The sequence below is a fragment of the Azospirillum sp. TSH100 genome, assembly GCF_004923295.1.
GTDB lineage: Bacteria > Pseudomonadota > Alphaproteobacteria > Azospirillales > Azospirillaceae > Azospirillum.
In genome coordinates this window covers 112,285-135,170 of the sequence record NZ_CP039638.1, presented here as the reverse complement: position 1 = coordinate 135,170, position 22,886 = coordinate 112,285, and the positions used below count along the sequence as shown (strand labels likewise).

Here is a 22,886-nt window from a genome sequence, read left to right as displayed (position 1 = left end):
ACCGGCGACTCCCCCACTCCCCTCACCCCTCGCGGATCGTCGCCACGAAGCGCTGCACCTCGCCGCGCAGCTGGGCAGACTGGTGCGACAGCGTGTCGGCCGCCGCGCGGGCCTGGGCAGCCATGCTGCCGGTCTCGCTGGCGGCACGGGTGACGCCATCGATGTTGGTCGACACCTCGCGGGTGCCGGTGGCGGCCTGCTGGACGTTGCGGCTGATCTCGCGGGTCGCCGCCCCCTGCTCCTCCGCGGCGGCGGCGACGGCGGTGACCGTCTCGCTGATGCCGAGGATGGTCTGGCCGATGGCCTGGATGGCGCCGACGGCATTGCCGCTGACCGCCTGGATTTCACCGATCTGGGCAGCGATCTCCTCGGTCGCCTTGGCCGTCTGGCTGGCGAGATTCTTCACCTCCGACGCCACGACGGCGAAGCCCTTGCCGGCCTCCCCCGCCCGTGCCGCCTCGATGGTGGCGTTCAGCGCCAGCAGGTTGGTCTGGCCGGCGATCGACTGGATCAGATTCACCACATCGCCGATCTTCTGCGCCGCTTCGGCCAGACCGGCCACCGTGCCGTTCGTCTTCTCGACCTCGCCCACCGCGTCGTTCGCCATGCGGGACGAGGCGGCGATGCGCTGGTTGATCTCCTCGATCGAATGGGCCAGCTCCTCCGCTGCGGCGGCCACCGTCTGCACATTGCCGCTGGCGATGTCGGCGGCGCTGGCGACGGCGGAAGCCTGGGCGTTGGTCTGCTCGGCGATCGCCGACAGCCCCTCCGAATCGGTGCGGATCGCCTCGGCCTGCCGGGCTACATTGGCGACGACGTCGCCGACCGTACCCTCGAAGCGGTCGGCCAGCCGGGCCAGCTCCTGTTTGCGCTGTTCGGCGGCGCGCTGCTCGTCCAGGCGGCGCTGCTCCTCCATCTCGGCGACGCGGCCGGCATTCTCCTTGAACAGCTGGAGCGCCTGGTTGATGGCGCCGATCTCGTCGGCGCGGTCGCGGTCGGCCACCTCCACGTCACGCCGGCCGGCGGTCAGCGCCTGGATCGTGGCGATGATCCGGCGCAGAGGCTGGCCGATCACGACGCGGCTGGTCACCCACAGAGCCAGCAGCAGCGCAGCGGTCAGCAGCACCGCGCCGATGGCGATGAAATGCGTCAGCTCCCGCTTCGGCACTTCCACCTGATTCATCGGCAGATTGATCAGCACAGACCAGGGCGTGCCGGTGTTTCCGACCATGACGGGCTGGAACAGCTGCTTGACCTCGGTGTTCAGGCTCGCCGACATCGAGAAATGGGCGAAAGCCTTGCCCTCGCGGATTGCCGGCATCGCCGCCTGCAGGCGCTGGTTGGTCTGGAGGATCGGCTTGCCCAGATGGTCGGCGTTGCTGTAGCCCGCCCACAGCCCGCCGTTGGAAATCAGGAAGACCGACCCCGTCCCGAAGGGCCTGGCGGTCTTCAACTCGCTCCAGATCTCGTCGGTGGCGATGTCGACACCGGCGACACCGATCACCTTGCCGCTCTCGACGATGGGCACCACCAGCGAAACCATCAGGACATTCTTGCCGGCAACCATATAGCTGTAGGGCTCGACGATCACCTCCCTGCCGGTTCGCTTGGCCTGCTGGTAGTAAAGCCCTGCCGGTCCCGGATTGTCGTAATCGGTCATCGGCTCCAGATGGATCTGGCCGCCACCACGGTTCCAATAGGAGATGAAGCGGCCGGTGGCATCGGAGCCGGGACTGTTGACGAAGGCGGCGTCCTTGCCGTCCAGCGCATTCGGCTCCATCCCGATCCAAACGGCGAGCAGATTCTCGTTGGCCTCCAGCGTCGCCTTCAGCCAGTCGTTCAACGTGGCGCGATCGACGACACCGCTTCGCTTCAGGCTTAACAGAGTGGTCCTCATCTGTCGGCTGACGTCCAGGGAGTCTTCCAGCCGGCGTTCGACGACCGCGGCATGGTACTTGCCCACCTCATCTCCAACCTTGAAGGACAACGCGTCGGTGTCGGCCCCACTCTTGGAGGAGATCACAACCGTTCCAACCCCAAGCCCGACAGCCAGAACCAGACCGATCGCCAGCACCAGCTTGCTGACCAACGGCAACTTTTTGAACATCACCGACTCCGAATATAATCCAACAGGTGATATATCTATTGCTTAGGACTGACGCATAGGTCCACGCAAAACGCCCTTAAGTTCCAAAAAATTCCACAAACATGTAACAATATATCCTTATGATTGAAACACTGAACTTTTCAACCGATACCAAGGCGTGACCGGTTTTCAGACCACAGGTCTTCCCGCCCCCGCCATCTGGGATCTCCACGGCCCCATCGCGCGCGAACGCGAAGGGGGCGGACCAGTCTCCCGGTCCACCCCCTTGACTTACATCGTTTTTTTGTCGCCGCGCTTACTTGCGGGCGGCGGCGATGGCCGCCTGCAAATCCTTCAGCACCTCGGCGCCGCCGTCGGCGGCGTACTTGTCGAAGGCGGGCTTGACCATCTCGCGCATGCGCTCCAGCTCGGCCGGGCTCAGCTCGTTGATCTGCATGCCCTTTTCCTTCAGATAGGCCACGCTCTGGGCCGAGGCCTCGCGGCTATCCTTGCGCTCGAACTCGCGCGAGGCGACGGCGGCGTCCTGCAGGATCTTCTTCTCGTCAGCCGACAGGCCGTCCCACCAGCGCTTGCTGGCCATCATGATCCACGGGCTGTAGACGTGGCGGGAAATGGTCAGATACTTCTGAACTTCATAGAACTTGGACGACTGGATGGTGGTGACCGGGTTCTCCTGGCCATCGACCGTGCCGGTCTCCATCGCGGTGAACAGTTCGGAGAAGGCCAGCGGCACCGCGTTGGCGCCGAAGCGGTTGAACATGTCGATGTAGACCGGGTTCTGCATCACGCGCAGCTTGATGCCGCCCATGTCCTCGACCTTGGTGATCGGCCGCTTGCTGTTGGTCAGGTTGCGGAAGCCGTTCTCCCAATAGACCAGCCCGACCAGCCCCTTGTCGCTCAGCGACTTCATCAGCTTCTCGCCGAACGGGCCGTCCAGGACGGCATCGGCCTCCTTCTCGTTGTTGAACAGGAAGGGCAGGTCGTAGACGCCGAAATCCTTGACCACGCCGACCAGGGTGGCGGTGGAGCCCACCATCATTTCCTGCGCGCCGCCGATCAGCGTGTTCTGCATCTGCATGTCGCTGCCCAGGCTGCTGTCGCCGAAGCCCTTCACCTTCAGCTTGCCGCCGCTGCGCTTGGAGACTTCCTCGGCGAAGAACTTGACGGCACGGCCCTGGTTGCTGTTCTCCGACAGGCCGTAGCCGAAGCGGATGATGCGGGACTTCACGTCCTGGGCGGCGGCAGTCGTGAGACCGGCGACCGGAGCCAGCAGGGCGGCGGCGATGCCGGTGGCGAGAAGCAGTTTGCGGAACATGGTGTCGGTCTCCCTTAACCGTCTGGTGTTTCGTTGTGTTTGGTTTTCAGGCGTCAGTGGAAGATGTGCAGCGGCACGGTGACGATCTCCGGCACGGCGATCAGCAGCCCCACCAGCACGATGTAGGTCAGCAGGAAGGGCCAGATGCCCTTGGTGGCGCTTTCCAGCGAGATGCGGGCGACGCCGCACACCACGTTCAGCACCGTGCAGACCGGCGGATGGATCAGGCCCAGCGTGCCGATCAGGACGAACATCACGCCGAAATAGGTCGGGTCGATGCCCGCCTTGATCGCCAGCGGGGTCAGTACCGGGCCCAGCACCAGGATGGTCGGCGTCAGGTCCATCACCGTGCCGACGGCCAGCAGAAGCAGGGCGATGGCGAGCATCAGCATCTTCGGATGGCTCATCAGCGGGGCGAGCAGCTCCGTCATCTGCTGCGGCAGGTCGGCCAGCGTCACCATGTAGGACGACACCAGGGCGGCGGCACACAGGAACATCACCGTGGCAGTGGTGCGCGCCGCCTGGACCAGCAGCGGCACCAGCTGCGGCAGCGTGACCTGACGGTAGACGAACAGCGCCACCAGCAGCGAATAGACGGCGGCGACCACCGCGGCCTCGGTCGGCGTGAAGATGCCGCCGCGCAGGCCGCCGATGATGATGACCGGCAGGGCCAGCGCCCAGACCCCGTCGGTCAGCGCCTTCACCCGCTCCCGCCCGCTCGCCTTCGGTTGCAGCTTCACCGTCATGTCGCGGACGACGAACACCCAGGCGCCGATCAGGCCCAGCCCCATCAGAAGGCCGGGGACGATGCCGCCCATGAACAGGGCGCTGATCGAGGTGTTGGTGGTCACGCCGAAGATGATGAAGGGCATGCTGGGCGGGATGATCGGGGCGATGATGCCGCCCGACGCGATCAGGCCCGCCGCGCGCGGCACCGGATAGCCGTGGTCGCGCATCATCGGGATCAGCAGCGTGGCGAGTGCGGCCGTGTCGGCGATGGCCGAACCGGACAGGCTGGCCAGCATCACCGACGCGCCGATGGTGACGTATCCCAGCCCGCCCTTGATGTGGCCGACCAGGCTGACCGCCAGGTTGATGATGCGCTGGGAGATGCCACCGGCATTCATCAATTCGCCGGCCAGGATGAAGAAGGGCACCGCCATCAGCGGATAATTGTCGGCGCCGTTCAGCATGTTCTGGGCGACGAGCTGGGCGTCGAAGAAGTCGAGATGGACCATCAGCGCGACGCCGGTCAGCATCAGCGCGAAGGCGATGGGCATGCCGAGCAGCATGAAGCCGAACAGCGAGCCCAGGAAAATGGTGAGCGTCATGGCGGCGTCTCCGTCCGCAAAAGGGTCTTCCGGGCCTGACTCAATGTTCGAGGCTCAGTGCTTGACGGCGGCAGCGCCATGGCTGGGCGCCGGCGGAGCCACGGCGGGGCCGTGCGACTCCGGATGGTCCATCATCGTGTCGGGGTTGCCGGGGATGCGGGCGCCGGGCTGGTTGGTGACGATGCGCCACAGGTTCGCCAGCACGATCAGCGCCATGGCGATGGCCGGGAAGAAGCCGGCCGCGGCGTAGATCGCCATCGGGAAGCGCAGGACGGTGGAGAAGGTCTCCATGCCGATCAGCAGCTGGATCCAGCTGCCCTGCACGAACAGATAGAGCGCGTAGAGGATCATCAGGTGCGAGATCACCGCGCAGGCCCGGCGCACCTTGAACGGCAACCGGCTCTGCAGGATCTCCAGCCCGAGATGGCGCTGGTGGCGCAGCGCCACGGTGGCGCCCAGGAACACCAGCCAGACGAACATCAGCCGCGCGATCTCCTCCGCAGCGACGATGCCGCTGCTGAAGATATAGCGCAGGACGACGTTGCTGAAGACGAGACCGACCATGATCGCCAGCATCGCCGCCATGATCCATTCGGTGATCCGCTCCAGCAGATCCGCCACGCTCTTCATGCGCTCCTCCCGGCGGCCAAACCGCCATTATTTTGCGCGGCGGCTTTGCCGCCATTGTCAGGACTTGCTTTGTCGGCTTCGCCGCCGCTCAGACGGGCACAGGCATCGGCGACGATGGCATCGGCCGGCAGCGTCACCTCGTAGGACAACACCGCCTCGTCGGCCGCAGGACTCTCAAGATCGGCGAACTGGCTGTCGAGCAGGGCGGTGGGCATGAAATGGGCGGTCCGCGCCCCCATGCGAGAGGAAATCAGCGCCTTGTCGCCATGCAGATGCAGGAAGACCACCCGCCCGCACCCGCCGCGCAGCCGGTCGCGGTAGCGCCGCTTCAACGCCGAACAGGCGACCACCAGCCCGCGCCCGTCACGGTCCGCCTCGGCGATGAAGCCGGCCAGCGTGCCAAGCCAACCGTCACGGTCGGCGTCGTTCAGCGGAATGCCGGAGGACATCTTGGCGATGTTGGCAGGCGGATGGTGCGCATCGCCCTCGACGAAGCCAAGGCCAAGCGCCAACGCCAGGGTCTGCCCGACACTGGACTTGCCGCAGCCGGCCACCCCCATCACCACGATGATCGGCGGGATGGGGGGCGGCGCGATGGAGGGACCGTTCATGAGCCTGTGTTCCCGCAGGGATCTATGTTAGCGCTGTCATATATCAGTCGTCTCGGTTACGATCAGCCGGTGTCCGCAGCCACGGGAGCCGGTTTGTACGGATGAGGTCGAGACGGGATGCCGCTACTGTTAGCGCTAACCTGGATGCGCGTAAAGAGATTTGTTTGAGTTACTGACAAACTTGCCCGCGGGAGCGGCAGCCGGAGGACGAAGGGTCCGTGAAGCAGACCTCCGCGAACGGCGGCTCTGCGGGACTGGCGGCTCCGGCCGGCCGTGCTACACACTACCACCCGGCCATCCCGTGCGCCTCCTGGCCGCGGCGGCCGGCATCGGAAGGACATTTCCCCTGTGACGACGCATGGCGATGATCGGGCTGCACCTTCGGCGATCAAGACGCGCAAGCCGCGCTCCTCGCGCACCGGGCGCGCGACGATGGCGGATGTGGCGGAGCGCGTGGGCATCAGCGCCATCACGGTGTCGCGTGCCTTCAAGCGGCCGGAGCTGGTGGCGCCGGATCTCCGCCAGCGCATCCTCGACACTGCGCAGTCGATGGGCTACGTGCCGAATCAGGCCGCCAGCGCCCTGGCCTCGGCGCGGTCGATGACGGTGGCGGTGCTGATCCCGTCGATGACCAACATGGTCTTCGTCGAGACGCTGGCCGGCATCCACGACATGCTGCTGCCGCGCGGCTACCGCGCCCTGATCGGCGTCACCCATTACTCGCCGGAGGAGGAGGAGCGGCTGATCCGCACCTACCTCCAGTTCCAGCCCGACGGCCTGCTGCTGACCGGCACCGACCACACCGCGGTCGCCCGCACCTACCTGTCGGCGCTGTCCAGCCCGACCGTCCACATGATGGAGCTGCTGGACGACCCCGACAGCCACAGCGTCGGCTGTTCCCAGGAGGAGGGCGGCCGGCTGATGACCACCCACCTGCTGGCGCGCGGCTATCGCCGAATCGGCTTCGTCGCGGTACAGCTCGATCCCCGCACGCTCTCCCGCCTCGACGGCTACCGCCACGCGCTGGAGGAGGCCGGGCTCTATGACGAGACGCGCGTCTGGCGCCTGCCCGACCGGTCCTCGATCCAACTCGGTGCGGCGATGATCGACCGGCTGATGGCGGAGAACAGCGACTGCGACGCCGTCTTCTTCTGCAACGACGATCTGGCGCAGGGAGCCCTGTTCCAATGCCAGCGCCGCGGCATCCGCGTGCCGGAGCAGCTGGCCGTCGCCGGCTTCAACGACCTGCCGGCCTCGGCCTGGACGACACCGACCCTGACCACCGTCGCCACGCCGCGCTACGCCATCGGCCGGCACGCCGCGGCGATGCTGCTCGACCTGATGGACGGCAAGGAGCCGCCGCAGCGGCGCCTCGACCTCGGGCTGACCTTCATCGCGCGGGAGAGCACGTGAGGAAGCACACCCCCTCCGTCCCGCCAATGATCCGGATCAACCGCAAGGCGTAAGGGCCGGCATGGCTGACGCGCAGGCTCGGCGACGCTGACGCGCCGGGCCGGCGTTAGACTGTACGCATGCTGACGCTTCGACATCTGGCGATCGACACCGTCCGGGAGAACGTCGCCTTCCTCAACCGCCGCTGCACCCGCTACCATGTCGAGGATTTCCTCGGGCTCGGCCGGGTGGAGGTGCGGAATGACGGCCGCTCCCTGCTGGCGGTGCTGAACATCGTCGACGACCCCGCAATCGTCGGCCCCGACGAGATCGGCCTGTCCGATCCCGCCTTCGGCCAGCTGGGACTGGCGGAGGGCTCCGCCGTCCATCTCGTCCCGCCCACCCCGCCGGAAAGCTTCGAGCTGGTTCGTGCCAAGGTCGGCGGTGCCGCCCTGACCGACGACCAGCTCGCCGCGATCATCCGCGACGTCACCGACCAGCGTTACTCCAAGATCGAGATCGCCGCCTTCCTGATCGCCTGCGCCAGCTTCATGACGACGGCGGAGGTGCTGGGCCTGACCCGCGCCATGATCGCCGCCGGCACCCGGCTGCACTGGCAGGATTTGGGAACCATCGCCGACAAGCACTGCATCGGCGGCATCCCCGGCAACCGCACCTCGATGATCGTGGTGCCCATCGTCGCCGCCCATGGCCTGCCGATTCCCAAGACCTCGTCGCGCGCCATCACGTCGCCCGCCGGCACCGCCGACACCATGGAGGTGCTGGCCAACGTCGACATGCCGGTGGAACGCATGCAGGCCCTGGTGCGCGAGGCCAAGGGCTGTCTGGTCTGGGGCGGCCATGTCCGGCTGTCGCCGGCCGACGACATCCTGATCTCGGTCGAGCGCCCCCTCGCCATCGACACCCGCGAGCAGCTGGTCGCCTCCATCCTGTCGAAGAAGGTGGCGGCCGGCTCCACCCATCTGCTGATCGACATCCCCGTCGGCCCCAGCGCGAAGATCCGCACGGCGGGCGAGGCGGTGCGCCTGCGCAAGCTGTTCGAGCATGTCGGCGACCGCTTGGGCCTGACGCTGGAGGTGGCGATCACCGACGGTTCGCAGCCGGTCGGGCGCGGCATCGGCCCGGTGCTGGAGGCGCGCGACGTGATGGCGGTGCTGCGCAACGATCCGGCCGGGCCCGCCGACCTGAGGGAGCGCGCCCTGCTGCTGTCCGGCCGCATCCTGGAATTCGACCCCGCCGTCCGCGGCGGCAGCGGCAACCGCCGGGCGCGCGAGCTGCTGGAGTCGGGAGCCGCGCTGGCCGCAATGGAACGCATCATCGCGATGCAGGGGCCGCCGCCCGCGGTGGCGACCCTCGGCTCGCTGGTGGCGGAGGTCGCATCGCCAGCCGAGGGGATCGTGTCGTCGCTCGACTGCTACCGCCTCGCCCGCATCGCCCGACTTGCCGGCGCGCCGACCGACAAGGGCGCCGGCATCGATCTTCTCCGCAAGGTCGGCGAGCGCGTGCGCCGGGGCGAACCGCTGTACCGCATCCACGCCAGCACCAACGCCGACTTCACCTTCGCCCAGGCCTTTGCGGCGGAGAACAGCGGGGTGGCGGTGGGGTGACGGTGGGGTGACAAAAAATGCCCTCTTCCGGGGCGGGAGAGGGAGAACTCAACAAGGAGCCGACCAATGTCCCTGTCGCTGACCTTCCATGGCGCCGCCGGAACGGTGACCGGTTCCTGCTTCCGCCTGTCCACGCCCGAAGGCGACGTGCTGATCGATTGCGGGATGTTCCAGGGCACCAAGACGATCCGGGAACTGAACTACCGCCCCTTCCCCTTCGATCCGGCCGCCATAAAAGCCGTCCTGCTGACCCACGCCCACATCGACCATTCCGGTCTGCTGCCCAAGCTGACGCGGCTGGGCTTTCGCGGCCGCATCTACGCCACCGGCGGCACGGTCGACCTGCTGGAATACATGCTGCCCGACAGCGGCTACATCCAGGAAGGCGAGGTCGAGCGCCTCAACCGCCGCAACCGCCAGCGCGGCCGTCCGCCGGTGCAGGCGATCTACACCCAGGACGACGCCATCCGCAGCCTGCGCCGGCTGCGCCGCGTCGAGTACGACCGCTGGACCGAGATCCTGCCCGGCCTGCGCGCCCGCTTCTGGCAGGCCGGCCACATCCTGGGCTCCGCCTCCATCGAGGTCGAGGCCGCAAATGGCACCGGCGCCCCCACCCGCCTGCTGTTCTCCGGCGACCTCGGCCCCGGCGGCAAGAGCTTCCACGCCGATGCCGACGGGCCGGAGCGGCCGGACTGGATGGTGCTGGAGACCACCTACGGCGACCGCGAGCGCACCGACCTCGACGAGGCCGGCCGGCAGGCGGTGCTGCGCGCCGAGGTGTCCGCGGCTCTGGCGGCCGGCGGCGTCCTGCTGATCCCGGTCTTCGCGGTGGAGCGCACGCAGGAACTGCTCTACGACCTCGACCGCCTGTTCGACAGCGGCCAGCTGCCGGCGGTGGACGTCTTCCTCGATTCGCCGCTGGCCGACGCGGTGACCGGCGTCTTCCGCCGCCATCTCGCCGATCTGGAGACCGACGGCGACCCCTTCACCCGCGCCAATTTCCACCATGTCCGCAGCGTGCCCGAAAGCCAGCGCCTGAACAGCATTTCCGGCGGCGCCATCATCATGGCGGCCAGCGGCATGTGCGACGCCGGCCGCATCCGCCACCACCTGAAGAACCGCCTGTGGCGCCCGCAGGACACCGTGCTGCTGGTCGGCTACCAGGCTCCCGGCACACTCGGCCGCCTGTTGCAGGAGGGTACGCCCCGCGTCCGCATCCACGGCGAGGAGATCGCCATCAAGGCGAAGGTCCGCTCCATCGACGTCTATTCCGGCCATGCCGACCGCAGCGCCCTGCTGGACTGGGTGGCGGCCCGCCACGGCGTCGGCCACGGCCTGTTCCTGGTCCATGGCGAGGAACCCGCCCGCGCCGCCATCCGCCAGACCCTGCTCGACAAGGGCTGGGCGGCGGAGCGCATCGCCCAGCCGGCGCTGGACGACCGCGTCGACCTCGCCACCCCCTGCCCGCTGGCCCCGGCCGACCGCCATCCGCGCCTCGCCCCGGCCGACCTTGCCGCCGGCCTCGACTGGCACAATCACTATGCCGAGGCGCTGCTGGCGCTGCGCCGCACGCTGGACGCCGCCCCCGACGATGCCGCGCGCACCCGCATCCTCGCCGGCGTGATGGGCGCTCTCGACCATAACGAGAAAGCCGGGAAAGGAACCCAGCCATGACTCTGAAACGACTCCTCATTGCCGTCGCCCTGCTGGCGATCCTCGGCACCGGGGCCGCCTATGGCTGGCGGGCGATGCAGGGCAACCGCCTGCCGGCCGGCTTCGCCTCCGGCAACGGCCGGATCGAGGCGAACGAGATCGACATCGCCACCAAATACGCCGCCCGCGTCCTGACCATCCCGGTCGAGGAAGGCGATCTGGTGGAGGCCGGCGCCGTCATCGCCACGCTCGACACCCGCGACCTGGAGGCCCAGCTCCGCTCCGCCGAGGCCCAGCTGCGCCAGACCCGCCGCGCGCGGGAGGAAGCCACCGCCCTGGTCGCCCAGCGCGTCAGCGAGGCCGATTTTGCCGCCAAGGAGATGGAGCGGGCGCTGATCCTGTTCGGCAAGGGCCATGTCGCCGAACAGCGGGTCGATCAGGCCCGCAACAGCCGCCGCACCGCCGACGCGGCGCTGGAGGCCGCCAAGAGCCACCTCGCCAGCGCCGAGGAGGCCATCGCCGCCGCGGCCGGCGACGTCGACCGGCTGGCCGATCTGGTCGCCGACGGCGTGCTGAAGGCGCCGCGCAAGGCCCGCGTGCTCTACCGCCTGTCCGAACCCGGCGAGGTGCTGGCGGCCGGCGGCAAGGCGGCGACCCTGCTCGATCTGTCGAACGTCTACATGACCGTCTTCCTGCCGACCGACACGGCGGGGAACCTCGCCTTGGGCGCCGAGGCCCGCATCCTGCTGGACGCGGTTCCCGACACCGCGATTCCCGCCACCGTCACCTTCGTCGCCCCGCGCGCCCAGTTCACGCCGAAGCAGGTGGAGACCAAGTCCGAACGCGACCGCATGATGTTCCGCGTCAAGGCCCGCGTCCCGGAAGCGCTGGTGACCCGCTATATCGAGCGGGTGAAGACCGGCCTGACCGGCATGGCCTATGTGAAGCTGGACGACAAGGCGGTCTGGCCCGACTGGCTGGAGTCGAAACTGACGCGGGAAACGACCTCTCCCCCCCAGAATCCTCCCTCTCCCCCCCGGGGAGAGGGGCGGGGTGAGGGGGACGCACTGCGTGACTTCGCCGAGAATGCTGCACGCTCTGATCAGGCTTCAGTCATCCCTCAATCCACCCCACGCTCCCCCCTCACCCTCTCCCCCTCCCCGGGGGGGAGAGGGAACATCCCTGCCGGCGAAAGATCATGACGCCCGCCCCCGCCGTCTCGCTGTCGGGCGTGCGGCACCGCTATGGCGGGACGGTGGCGCTGGAGGACGCCTCGCTCGACATCGCCGCCGGCGCCAGCGTCGCCATCATCGGCCCGGACGGCGTCGGCAAATCGACCCTGCTCGGCCTGATCTCCACCGCGAAGAAGGTGCAAGACGGCAGCGTCCGCGTGCTCGGCACCGACGTTTCCGACCGGCGTGGCCGCGCCGCCCTCCAGCCGCGCATCGCCTATATGCCGCAGGGCCTGGGCCGCAACCTCTACGCCGACCTCAGCGTCGCCGAGAATCTCCAGTTCTTCGGCCGGCTCTTCGGCCTCGACGCCGCCGAGCGCCGGCGCCGCATCGCCGACCTCTTGGAGTCCACCGGCCTCGCCCCCTTCCCCGACCGCCCGGCCGGCAAGCTGTCGGGCGGCATGAAGCAAAAGCTCGGCCTGTGCTGCGCCCTGCTGCACGATCCCGACCTGCTGATCCTCGACGAGCCGACGACCGGCGTCGATCCGCTGTCCCGCCGGCAGTTCTGGGACCTGATCGCCCGCATCCGCACCGGCCGGCCCGGCATGACCGTGCTGGTCGCCACCTCCTACATGGACGAGGCGGAGCGGTTCGACCAAGTCGTCATGATGAACGCCGGCCGCCTGCTCGCCCACGACACCCCCGCCGCGATCAAGGCTCAGACCGGGGCCGCCGATCTGGAGGAGGCCTTCGTCGCCCTGCTGCCGGAGGATGCCCGGCGCGGCCACCAACGCCTGACCGTCCCGCCCCGCCCGCCCGAGCCCGCCGGCGCCGAACCCGCCATCGAGGCGATCGGCCTGACCCGCCGCTTCGGCGATTTCACCGCGGTGTCGGACATCAGCTTCCGCATCGGCCGCGGCGAGATCTTCGGCTTTCTCGGTTCCAACGGCTGCGGCAAGACCACCACGATGAAGATGCTGACCGGCCTGCTGCCCGCCACGGCGGGAGAGGCGCGGCTGTTCGGCAAACCGGTGGACGCCACCGATCTGGAGAGCCGCCGCCGCGTCGGCTACATGGCGCAGGCCTTCTCGCTCTATGGCGAGCTGACGGTGCGCCAGAACCTCGACCTGCACGCCCGCCTGTTCGACCTGACCGATGCCGACGCCCGGCTGGCGGCGCTGGTCGAGCGCTTCGGCCTGTCCCCCTACATCGACGCGGTGGCCGACCGGCTGCCCTTGGGCGTGCGGCAGCGGCTGTCGCTGGCCGTCGCCATCCTGCATGGGCCGGAACTGCTGATCCTCGACGAGCCGACCTCCGGCGTCGATCCGGTGGCGCGCGACCAGTTCTGGCGCGACCTGATCGCGCTGTCGCGCGACCAGGGCGTGACGATCTTCGTCTCCACCCACTTCATGAACGAGGCGGCGCGCTGCGACCGCGTGGCCTTCATGAACGCCGGCCGCGTCATCGCCGCCGGCCCCCCTGACGACCTGCGCCACCAGCAGCGGGCCGAAACGCTGGACGATGCCTTCATCGGGTTCATGGAGCAGGCGGAGAATGCTCGACTCGACACCCCGAAGAACCTCCCTCTCCCCCCCGGGGAGAGGGTCGGGGTGAGGGGGACGCACAGCGAGGATTCTAGGGAAAGTGCCGCAGCGCATCCCCCTCACCCTAACCCTCTCCCCGCTTTCGGCGGACCGGAGGTCCGCCTGTCGCGTCAGCGCAAACTTCGTTTGCGCGTGAGCGGGGGGGAGAGGAGACCTCACTCCTCCCCCCTCTCCCGCCGCCGCCTGCTCGCCTACGCCTGGCGCGAGACGCTCGAACTGCGCCGCGACCCGGTCCGCCTGACCGTCGCCCTCCTCGGCACCGTCCTGCTGATGCTGGTCTTCGGCTTCGGCATCACCATGGATGTCGAGAATCTGACCTTCGCCGTCCTCGACCACGACCGTTCGCCCGAAAGCCGCGCCTATGTCGAGCAGTTCGACGGCTCCCGCAGCTTCCGCGCCACCCCGCCGGCCATCGACGCGCATGACCTCGCGCTCCGCCTGCAACGCGGCGAGGCATCGCTGACCATCGAGATCCCCGAAGGCTTCGGCCGCGATCTCCGCCGTGGCCGCATCCCGGAGGTGGCGGTGCGCATCGACGGCGCCATGCCGTTCCGCGCCGAGACCATCCAGGGCTACGTCTCCGGCCTGCACCAGCGCTTCATCCAGGATGCCGCCACCGCCTCCGGTGTCACCCTGCCCGCCTCAGCCGCGACGCTGGAGATGCGTTACCGGTACAACCAGGCCTTCCGCAGCCTGGACGCCATGGTCCCCGCCACCATCGGCCTGCTGCTGGTCTTCATCCCCGCCATCCTCGCCGCCCTCGGCGTGGTGCGGGAGAAGGAACTGGGCTCCATCACCAACCTCTACGTCACCCCGGTGACGCGGCTGGAATTCCTGCTGGGCAAGCAGTTGCCCTATATCGGGCTGGCCGCCTTCAACCTGCTGCTGATGGTGGTCATGGCCGTCACCCTGTTCGGCGTGCCGGTGAAGGGCAGCCTGTTGGGGCTTCTGCTCGGCGGGCTGGTCTATGTGGTGGCGACCACGGCGCTCGGCCTGCTGATCTCCGTCTTCACCGCGACGCAGACGGCGGCGGTGTTCGGCACCGCCATCCTCACCATGCTGCCGGCCACGCAGTTCTCCGGCATGCTGCAACCGGTTTCCACCCTGGAAGGCGGGGCGTGGCTGTTCGGCACGCTGTTTCCCACCACCCACTTCCTGAAACTCTCGGTCGGCGCCTTCACCAAGGGCCTCGCCTTTCCGGAACTCATCCCCTTCATCCTGGCGACCGCCGCCTTCATCCCCGTCTTCCTGGCGCTCGGCGTCGCCTTCCTGCCGAAACAGGAGCGCTGAGCCATGATGCGCTTCCTCCGCAACAGCCTGACACTGGCGCGCAAGGAGTGGATCAGCCTTCTGCGCGACGTCTTCATGCTGGGCTTCGTCGTCTATTCCTTCACTTTCTCCGTCTACTCCCAGGCCACCGGCATCTCGCACGAGCTGCGCAACGCCGCCATCGCCATCGTCGACGAAGACCGCTCGACCCTGTCGCAGCGGCTGGCCTCCAGCTTCCACGGCCCCGAGTTCCAGACCCCGGCGACGATCGGCCATGCCGAGGTCGATCCGGCGATGGATTCCGCCCGCTACACCTTCGTCCTCGACATCCCGCCCAACTTCCAGGCCGACGTGCTGGCCGGCCGCGGCCCGGCGATCCAGCTGCTGATCGACGCCACCGCGATGATGCAGGCCGGCATCGGCGCCGGCACCATCCAGGGCATCGTCGACGACGAGGTCGGCCGCTTCGTCCGCCGCGAGGCCGACGGCAGCGCCGCCCCGGTCAGTCTGCAGGTCCGCGTCGCCTACAACGAGGCGCTGGACACGAAATGGTTCACCGGCACCATGTCGGTGGTCAGCAACGTCACCATGCTGGCGGTTCTGCTGGCCGGCGCCGCCCTGATCCGCGAGCGCGAACACGGCACGCTGGAGCATCTGCTGGTGATGCCGGTCCGCCCGGCCGAGATCATGGCCGCCAAGGTGCTGGCGAACGGCGCGGTGATCCTGGGTCTGACGCTGGTGGCGCTCTATGCCGTGCTGCGCGGCCTGCTGTCGGTGCCGCTGGCCGGATCGGTCCCGCTGTTCCTGGCCGGGACGGCGCTCTACCTGTTCTTCGCGACCGCCCTCGGCATCTTCCTCGGCACGGTGGCGCGCTCGATGCCGCAGCTGGGCCTGCTGTTCATCCTGATCGTGCTGCCGATGAACATGCTGTCCGGCGGCTTCACCCCGCTGGAAAGCGAGCCGGAGTGGCTGCAAACAGCGATGCAGCTGTCACCCTCGACCCATTACGTCGCCTTCGCCCAGGCGATCCTGTTCCGGGGGGCAGGGTTCGACGTCGTGTGGCCGCGCTTTGCCGCGACGGCCGGAATCGGTGCCTTGTTCTTCGCTTGGAGCCTGGCCCGGTTCCGGCGGCATCTGGCGAGTTTCAGATAAAAAAGGGGGACGCCGTCAGCCGGCGCCCCCACCGTCACTTTACCTCAGTGCGCCGACCCGCCGCCCTCGAAGGACGGCGCCGACAGCCCCGAAGCCACCAGTTGCTCGATCAGCGCGCCCTTCAGCCGCTCCAGCCCGTCATGGCTGTAGGACTCGGCGCGGGCCACCAGCACGTCCTGGGTGTTGGACGCGCGCAGCAGCCACCAGCCGTCGTTGGTCGTCACGCGGACGCCGTCGATGTCGTTGACCTTGGCGCCCGACGCCTTGACGCGGCCCTTGACCTCCTCGACCACGGCGAACTTGCGTTCCTCGTCGATCTGGAAGCGGGTCTCCGGCGTGTTGACCATGTCCGGCAGGCCGTCGCGCAATGCTGCCAGCGTGGTGTCCAGCTTGCTGACCAGCCCGACCAGCCGCACGCCGCAATAGAGCGCATCGTCGAAGCCGTACCACTTGTCGGCGAAGAAGATGTGGCCCGACATCTCGCCGGCCAGCGGCGAGCCGGTCTCCGCCATCTTGGCCTTCAGCAGCGAATGGCCGGTCTTCCACATCAGCGGGTTGCCGCCATGCTTGGCGATCTCGTCGAACAGGGCCTGGCTGGCCTTGACGTCAGCGATGATGGTGGCGCCCGGATGGCTCTTCAGCACGTCGGCGGCATAGAGCGCGACCAGCTGGTCGCCCCACACCACGCGGCCCTTGTGGTCGATGGCGCCGATGCGGTCGCCGTCGCCATCGAAGCCGATGCCGATGTCGCAGCCATGCTCCGCCACCGCCTTCTTCAGGTCGACCAGATTGGCCTCGACCGTCGGATCCGGGTGATGGTTGGGGAAGTTGCCGTCGATCTCGTCGAACAGCAGGACATGCTTGCCCGGCAGCTTGGCGGTCAGGCGGCGCAGGATCTCGCCCGACGCGCCGTTGCCGGCGTCCCAGGCGATCTTCAGGTCGCGGGTGCCGTCATAGTCCTTCAGCAGACGGGTGACATACTCGTCCTGGACGTCGATCTTCTCCGACGAGCCCTGGCCCTGCTCCCAGTCGGCCTTCGCCGCCATGGTGCCGAGTTCCAGGATCTGCTGGCCATAGACCGGACCCTTGCCCAGCATCATCTTGATGCCGTTGTAGTCCGGCGGGTTGTGCGAGCCGGTGATCATGATGCCGGCCGCCGCCTCGCGGTCGCGGGTGGCGAAATACAGCATCGGCGTGGGGCCGAGCCCGATGCGCAGGACATGCAGGCCGGTGGAAACCAGCCCCTCGACCAGCGCCTCCTCCAGCTCCGGCGAGGACAGACGGCCGTCGTAGCCGACGCAGACCGTCTTGCCGCCCTTGCGCACCACCACGGTGCCGAAGGAGCGGCCGACCGCGCGGGCGTCCGCCGGGGTCAGCGTCTTGCCGACGATGCCGCGGATGTCGTACTCGCGCAGCACCGTGGGGTGGAAGGTATGGGCTTCGCTCATCGTCTCGTTAGTCCTCTGTTGGACGCCGTCTTTGGACCTTAGCCGCGGTCCATCCCGCCGGCCGGCGACGGCCGGCCGATGGAGGTATAGGTGAAGCCGGCCTTCGCCATGTCGTCGGGGTTGTAGATGTTGCGCAGATCGATCATCACCGGCCGCTTCAGCATCGACTTCACCCGACGCAGGTCGAGCGCGCGGAATTCGTTCCACTCCGTGAGAATAGCGACGCAATCGGCCCCTTCCAAGGTGCCGTAGGCGTCCTTCGCCCATTCCACGCCGGGAAGCAGCTTTTCGGCCTCATGCATCGCCGCCGGATCGAAGGCGCGCACCTTGGCCCCCGCCGCCTGCAACGCCGGGACGATGTCCAGCGACGGGCTGTCGCGCATGTCGTCGGTGTTCGGCTTGAAGGCGACGCCCAGCACCGCGACGGTCTTGCCGTCCACCGACCCGCCGCAGGCGGCGATGATACGCTCGGCCATCTGCTTCTTGCGCTTGTCGTTGATGTCGACGACCGTCTCGATGATGCGCAGCGGGCTGCCGACCTGCTGGGCGGTGCGGACCAGCGCCAGCGTGTCCTTCGGGAAGCAGGATCCGCCGTAACCCGGACCGGGATGCAGGAACTTCTTGCCGATGCGGCCGTCCAGGCCGATGCCGCGGGCGACGTCATGGACGTTGGCGCCGACCTTCTCGCAGAGATCGGCGATCTCGTTGATGAAGGTGATCTTGGCGGCCAGGAAGGTGTTGGCGGCGTATTTGGTCAGCTCCGCCGTCTCCAGCGAGGTCACCACGATCGGCGTCTCGATCAGGTAGAGCGGCCGGTAGAGCCGGCGCATCACCTCGCCCGCGCGGTCGGACGTGGCGCCGATGACGACGCGGTCTGGCCGCATGAAGTCGCCGATGGCCGAGCCTTCGCGCAGGAATTCCGGGTTGGAGGCGACGTCGAACTCGGCGTCCGGCCGCACGCGGCGGATGATCGCCTCGACCTCGCGTCCCGTCCCGACCGGAACGGTCGATTTGGTCACCACCACCGTGTAGTGGTCGAGGTTCTGGGCGATCTCCTCGGCGGCGCCATAGACGTAGGACAGGTCGGCATGGCCGTCGCCGCGGCGCGACGGGGTGCCCACCGCGATGAACACGGCGTCGACGCCCTGCATCGCCTCCTTCAAATCCAGGGTGAAGGACAGGCGGCCGGCGGCGACGTTGCGGGCGACGAGGTCGTCCAGGCCGGGCTCGTAGATCGGAATCTCGCCGTTCTTCAACCGTTCGATCTTGCCGGCGTCCTTGTCGACGCAGGTGACGTGCACGCCGAATTCGGAAAAGCAGGCGCCGGAGACCAGGCCGACATAGCCCGTGCCGATCATCGCAATGCGCATCGCGTCCCCCTCATGTCCTTGAAGACAGGAAAACCTGTATGTTTCTGGGATGCCCTTGCGGGCCTTCGCCGCGAGGCGTTCCTCACGGCCGGCCTTGTTGATTCCGGCCGGCTCTTGTCGAACTGCAGTCCAAACGCATGCGCCCGCCACCGTCCGGATCAGGGGACGGGGGCGGGCACCGCGTCATGCGTGCTGCCCGTCGGTCAGCAATATTTGCGCAGCATGGCACGCACCTTGTCGGCCATGTCCGGCCGGTTCAGCGCGTGGGCGAGCGTCGCCTCGATGAAGCCGACCTTGTCGCCGCAGTCGTAGCGGGTGCCTTCGAAGCGCAGGCCGTGGAAGGGCTGGTTGCCGATCAGCTTGGCCATGGCGTCGGTCAGCTGGATCTCGTTGCCGGCGCCGCGCTGCTGCTTTTCCAGATGGTCGAAGATTTCCGGCTGCAGGATGTAGCGGCCGATGATCGACAGGGTCGACGGCGCCTCTTCCGGCTTCGGCTTCTCGACGAGGCCGCGGACGGTGGCCAGACGGCCGTCATCCTTCTCGACGTCCAGGATGCCGTAGCTGCTGGTCTTTTCGCGCGGCACGTCGACGACGGCGACGATGTTGCCGCCGACCTCCTCGTAGGCCTCGACCATCTGCTTCAGGCAGGGGGTCTTGCCCTGGACGAAGTCGTCGGGCAGCACGATGGCGAACGGGTCGTTGCCGATCAGGGCACGGGCGCACCACACGGCGTGGCCGAGGCCCAGCGGAACCTGCTGGCGGGTGTAGAAGCAGCGGCCGGGGGCGATCTCGCTGTGGCGGACCTCCTCCAGCGCGTCCATCTTGCCGCGCTCTTCAAGCGTGCGGTTCAGTTCGGTGTCGGCGTCGAAATGGTCTTCGATGGCGCGCTTGGAACGGCCGGTGACGAAAACGAAATCCTCGATGCCGGCGGCGCGCGCCTCTTCGACGGCGTGCTGCAGCAGGGGGCGGTCGACCAGGGGCAGCATCTCTTTCGGGATGGCCTTGGTGGCCGGCAGGAAGCGCGTGCCGAGACCGGCGACCGGGAACACCACCTTGCGCACGGGTTTCCGCATTGGACGTCTCTTGTGGTTGAGGCGAAGTCAAATCCATGGTTCCACGGCGGCACCCGACCGCAAGCGAAGCCTGCGGAAGCACGACCGTGGTTCCGGCTTTCTGCCACGCCTTCCGTCACTGCGCAACAAACCTTCCGAGACCGGGCAAAAGGCTAGTCCCTGAGGCCGAAATCAAATGAAAACCGGCCGAAACTCCTCAATCAAGCCGATCTTTATCCGTTAGGTCCGAATGGGGACCGGACCTTTCTCATAGGCGGGAACGCTTGAAAAAGCGGCAGAAACCGCCGGCGCGACACCGTGCCGCTGCCTGTCCGCCGTCATTGCTGACTTTCCTGACTTTCCGTATGACGTTTTATTGCGAATACTTGCGCAAACAGCCCGGCGACGGCCATGGTGCCGCGCATGATCCCCGACTCGCCCCTCCCCGACTCGCTTACCCCCAACGGGCCCGTTCCGGAAACCCTCACCGCGGACCAGCTGCGCGCCCGTATCCTGCACCGGGACGAGCAATGCTTCGTCATCGACAAGCCGGCCGGTCTGGCCGTCCACAAGGCCGGCCGCATCACCGACCATTTGGAACTGTACCTGCCACACCTGTCGGAGCCCGGCGGAGAGCCACCTAAGCTTGCCCACCGGCTGGACCGCGACACCGCCGGCTGCCTGATCCTGGGCCGTACCCCCTGGGCGCTGAAGCGCTTCGGCCAGATGTTCGCCGCCGGCCATGTCGAGAAGACCTATTGGGCGGTGGCCGAGGGCATCCCGGAGAGGGAAACCGGCGTCATCGACCTGCCCCTGCTGAAAAAGATCGAACCGGGAGCGGCGCGTTCCTCCTGGACCATCCTGCCCGATCCGTCCGGCCAGCCGGCGGTCACCGAGTACCGGGTTCTCGGCAGCGGAAACGGCCGCTCCTGGCTGGAGCTTCGCCCGCGCACCGGCCGTACCCACCAGATCCGCGTCCATTGCGCCGCCATCGGCTGCCCGCTGGTGGGGGAGCCCTTCTACGGCCCCGAGCGCCGCCCGCCCGGTACCCTGCATCTGCTGGCCCGCTCCGTCGCCTTCCGCATGGCCTTCGAGCATGCCCCGGTCAGCACCATCGCCCCGGCGCCGGAGCATATGCGGGACGCGCTGTCCGCCTGCGGCTGGCAGGGGGAGTGAACACGGTTTCCGCGAAAAAGGGGGAACTGCCGTAGCGTCCGCCGCATCCCACTTGTTGAAGGGTGAGTGTCCACCACAGACGGAGCGCCCAGCATGGCACAGGCGGTCACCGACAACCGCGCGATGAACCGGTTCGAACTGGCGGTCGGCAGCCAGACGGCGTTCGCCAACTACCGCCGCGACGGCCAGACCCTGGTGATTTCCTATGTCGAGGCCCCACCGTCGCTGCGCGGCACCGGCGCCGCCGGCCGCCTGATGGAAGGCGTGGTGGAAACCGCCCGCACCGAGGGCCTGAAGATCATCCCCCTGTGCAGCTACGCCGCGCTGTGGATCCGGCGCAACCGGCACGACGATTTGCTGGCGTGAGGTAGGACAGCAGGCGCTACTTGAAATCCCTGAAGACCCAGGACGAGGGTATTCGCATGATGATTGTCAGGCGGCTCCTCCCGAATGATGCAGAGGCGTGCCGCGCGCTTCGCCTCGAAGCCCTGCACCGGCATCCGGAGGCGTTCGGATCGGGCCATGCCGAGGAGTGCTTCCGCCCCCTCTCCAGCTTTGCGGACAGGATCGCAGGGGGATACATCGCCGGCGGCTTCGCCGACGGGCAGTTGGACGCCATGGCCGGGTTGCTGATTCCCACACAGGCCAAGTCACGGCACAAGGGCATGCTTTGGGGCGTCTATGCCCGCGAGAACCGGCGGGGCAGCGGTCTGGCCGATGCGGTCATGACCGCCCTGCTCGCCCATGCGGCGGAGCATGTCGAACAGATCCATCTCTCCGTCGCAGCGACCAACGAACGGGCCATCGGCTTTTACGAACGCCTGGGCTTCGAGCCGTACGGAACGGAGCCGCGGGCGCTGAAGGTGGACGGTGTCTACATCGACGAGCTTCTGATGGTGAAGTTCATGCGTTGATCGGCCCTCACCCCAACTCGAAGCTCGTCACCCCGAATAGCCGCCCCAGATCGGTCGCCGGCGCCGGCCCGAGATACATCCGTGCCGTCTCGAACTGCGGCGTCAGCCCCAAACCCTCCGCCAGCCGCACCCCCGCCGCGTTCGGTTCCGGCACGTCGAGGAACACCGGCCCGGTGCCGGCCGCCCGCCCCAGCGCCAGCACCAGATCCCGCGCGATGCCCCCATTGGCCGCATAGAGCGGACCGATCTTGAAGCCGCTGTGGCACGGCCGGATCACCCCGAAGCCGGCCACCGCGCCATCCTTTACCGCTGCCAGCGCCGTGGCGCCCGGCAGAGCGATCCAGTTGGCGAGAAACCCTGGGCGCGGTGCCGGGAACAGCTCGGCATCCAGCGTGGTCAGCCGGTCGAACGGTACTGTCCGCGCATCCACCAGAGCGGTTCCACTCATCTCCTCATCCGGAACGCTGCCGCCGAAACGGATGTTGCGATGGGACAGGACGAAACCGGATTTGCGGTAGTTGTCCTGCTGGGCGACCACGCCGTCGAGACCGACGGTGCAGCCCTCAAGATGCCTCAGCCCCTCCTGCCACAGCCGCCAGCCATAGCCCCGCCCGCGAGCCTCCGGCCGCACGATGTAGAAGCCGAGGAAACCGAAATTTCCGGGATAGCGGACGACGGATAACGAGGCCACCGGCTGCCCGTCCAGCAGCCCGACCAGAAAGCCCGCCGGATCGACGGCATGGAAGGCGCCGGCATCATGCAGTCCGGGGTTCCACCCCTCCAACCGCGCCCAGTCCGCCGCCAGATCAAGCTCGGCCCGGCTCATCACGCGAACCCGGTAGCCGTCGGTCCCCTGCGCCTCGCTGCGCTCCATCTTCGCCCCCCTTCGACGAGTCCCGGCAGGAAGCGTAACCGTCAGCGTCGCCTCAACGCAATCGACGGCAACCGTCGCCCTCTCCCGCCCCCCGCACAAACTTTGTTTGTGCTGACGGCGTCAGGCGGGGCGAAGATCCGCTGAGAGCACTGGGAGAGGGAGCCCATGCGACCCGTTCCTCCCGCGAT

Annotated in this window: 18 protein-coding genes; 9 read left to right on the top strand and 9 right to left on the bottom strand. The window is 67.9% G+C overall.

The annotated features are described in order from the left end of the window. Positions 1 to 22: 22 nt before the first annotated feature. The 5 genes from E6C72_RS26020 to E6C72_RS26000 form a co-directional block, all read right to left on the bottom strand. Positions 23 to 2,107: a methyl-accepting chemotaxis protein gene (locus E6C72_RS26020; RefSeq protein ID WP_109443919.1), complete on the bottom strand. Its 2,085-nt coding sequence runs from the start codon at positions 2,105 to 2,107 to the stop codon at positions 23 to 25. Between the two features lie 295 nt (positions 2,108 to 2,402). Continuing rightward, positions 2,403 to 3,422 (bottom strand): TRAP transporter substrate-binding protein, encoded by a 1,020-nt coding sequence (locus E6C72_RS26015; protein ID WP_109443918.1) that lies wholly within the window; start codon positions 3,420 to 3,422, stop codon positions 2,403 to 2,405. A 53-nt stretch (positions 3,423 to 3,475) separates the two neighbouring features. Further along, positions 3,476 to 4,753, bottom strand: coding sequence for a TRAP transporter large permease (locus E6C72_RS26010; protein ID WP_109443917.1), 1,278 nt, complete (start codon positions 4,751 to 4,753; stop codon positions 3,476 to 3,478). 54 nt (positions 4,754 to 4,807) lie between these two features. Further along, entirely contained in the window at positions 4,808 to 5,383 is a 576-nt protein-coding gene (locus tag E6C72_RS26005; protein WP_109443916.1) for a TRAP transporter small permease, read from the bottom strand. Beyond that, a complete protein-coding gene (locus E6C72_RS26000; protein WP_109443915.1) occupies positions 5,380 to 5,994 on the bottom strand; it encodes a gluconokinase in 615 nt (204 codons plus the stop codon). The genes E6C72_RS26005 and E6C72_RS26000 overlap by 4 nt, the downstream gene beginning before the upstream one ends. Positions 5,995 to 6,342: 348 nt before the next feature. Here E6C72_RS26000 and E6C72_RS25995 point away from each other — a divergent pair, with 348 nt between their 5' ends. The 6 genes from E6C72_RS25995 to E6C72_RS25970 all read left to right on the top strand — a co-directional run bounded on the left by E6C72_RS25995 (position 6,343) and on the right by E6C72_RS25970 (position 15,864). Continuing rightward, positions 6,343 to 7,407: a LacI family DNA-binding transcriptional regulator gene (locus E6C72_RS25995; RefSeq protein WP_247876047.1), complete on the top strand. Its 1,065-nt coding sequence runs from the start codon at positions 6,343 to 6,345 to the stop codon at positions 7,405 to 7,407. A gap of 119 nt (positions 7,408 to 7,526) precedes the next feature. Continuing rightward, entirely contained in the window at positions 7,527 to 9,014 is a 1,488-nt protein-coding gene (locus E6C72_RS25990; RefSeq protein ID WP_109443914.1) for a thymidine phosphorylase family protein, read from the top strand. A gap of 66 nt (positions 9,015 to 9,080) precedes the next feature. After that, on the top strand, positions 9,081 to 10,688 hold the full coding sequence (locus E6C72_RS25985) for an MBL fold metallo-hydrolase (protein ID WP_109443913.1): 1,608 nt from the start codon (positions 9,081 to 9,083) through the stop codon (positions 10,686 to 10,688). Then, positions 10,685 to 11,869 (top strand): HlyD family secretion protein, encoded by a 1,185-nt coding sequence (locus tag E6C72_RS25980; protein ID WP_109443912.1) that lies wholly within the window; start codon positions 10,685 to 10,687, stop codon positions 11,867 to 11,869. The genes E6C72_RS25985 and E6C72_RS25980 overlap by 4 nt, the downstream gene beginning before the upstream one ends. Next, on the top strand, positions 11,866 to 14,733 hold the full coding sequence (gene rbbA, locus E6C72_RS25975) for a ribosome-associated ATPase/putative transporter RbbA (protein ID WP_109443911.1): 2,868 nt from the start codon (positions 11,866 to 11,868) through the stop codon (positions 14,731 to 14,733). The genes E6C72_RS25980 and rbbA overlap by 4 nt, the downstream gene beginning before the upstream one ends. Before the next feature lie 3 nt (positions 14,734 to 14,736). Next, complete coding sequence (locus E6C72_RS25970; protein WP_199228930.1) at positions 14,737 to 15,864, top strand: ABC transporter permease; 1,128 nt, start codon at positions 14,737 to 14,739, stop codon at positions 15,862 to 15,864. 44 nt (positions 15,865 to 15,908) lie between these two features. Here the strand turns inward: E6C72_RS25970 and pgmG are convergent, their stop codons facing one another. From pgmG to galU, 3 genes are all read right to left on the bottom strand, one after another. After that, positions 15,909 to 17,312: a phosphoglucomutase/phosphomannomutase PgmG gene (pgmG, locus tag E6C72_RS25965; RefSeq protein WP_109443910.1), complete on the bottom strand. Its 1,404-nt coding sequence runs from the start codon at positions 17,310 to 17,312 to the stop codon at positions 15,909 to 15,911. Between the two features lie 38 nt (positions 17,313 to 17,350). Further along, complete coding sequence (locus E6C72_RS25960; protein ID WP_109443909.1) at positions 17,351 to 18,682, bottom strand: UDP-glucose/GDP-mannose dehydrogenase family protein; 1,332 nt, start codon at positions 18,680 to 18,682, stop codon at positions 17,351 to 17,353. Between the two features lie 203 nt (positions 18,683 to 18,885). Then, positions 18,886 to 19,755, bottom strand: a complete 870-nt coding sequence (gene galU, locus E6C72_RS25955; RefSeq protein ID WP_109443908.1) for a UTP--glucose-1-phosphate uridylyltransferase GalU — start codon at positions 19,753 to 19,755, stop codon at positions 18,886 to 18,888. 402 nt (positions 19,756 to 20,157) lie between these two features. On the opposite strand from galU, the gene E6C72_RS25950 reads away from it, so the two are divergent. From E6C72_RS25950 to E6C72_RS25940, 3 genes are all read left to right on the top strand, one after another. Beyond that, the gene (locus tag E6C72_RS25950) at positions 20,158 to 20,910 is read left to right on the top strand and encodes an RluA family pseudouridine synthase (RefSeq protein ID WP_109443980.1); all 753 of its coding nucleotides are present in this window, start codon (positions 20,158 to 20,160) and stop codon (positions 20,908 to 20,910) included. A 93-nt stretch (positions 20,911 to 21,003) separates the two neighbouring features. After that, positions 21,004 to 21,276, top strand: a complete 273-nt coding sequence (locus tag E6C72_RS25945; RefSeq protein WP_109443907.1) for a GNAT family N-acetyltransferase — start codon at positions 21,004 to 21,006, stop codon at positions 21,274 to 21,276. 56 nt (positions 21,277 to 21,332) lie between these two features. After that, positions 21,333 to 21,824 (top strand): GNAT family N-acetyltransferase, encoded by a 492-nt coding sequence (locus tag E6C72_RS25940; RefSeq protein WP_109443979.1) that lies wholly within the window; start codon positions 21,333 to 21,335, stop codon positions 21,822 to 21,824. Between the two features lie 7 nt (positions 21,825 to 21,831). Here the strand turns inward: E6C72_RS25940 and E6C72_RS25935 are convergent, their stop codons facing one another. After that, positions 21,832 to 22,698, bottom strand: a complete 867-nt coding sequence (locus E6C72_RS25935) for a GNAT family N-acetyltransferase (protein WP_109443906.1) — start codon at positions 22,696 to 22,698, stop codon at positions 21,832 to 21,834. Positions 22,699 to 22,886 lie beyond the last annotated feature (188 nt).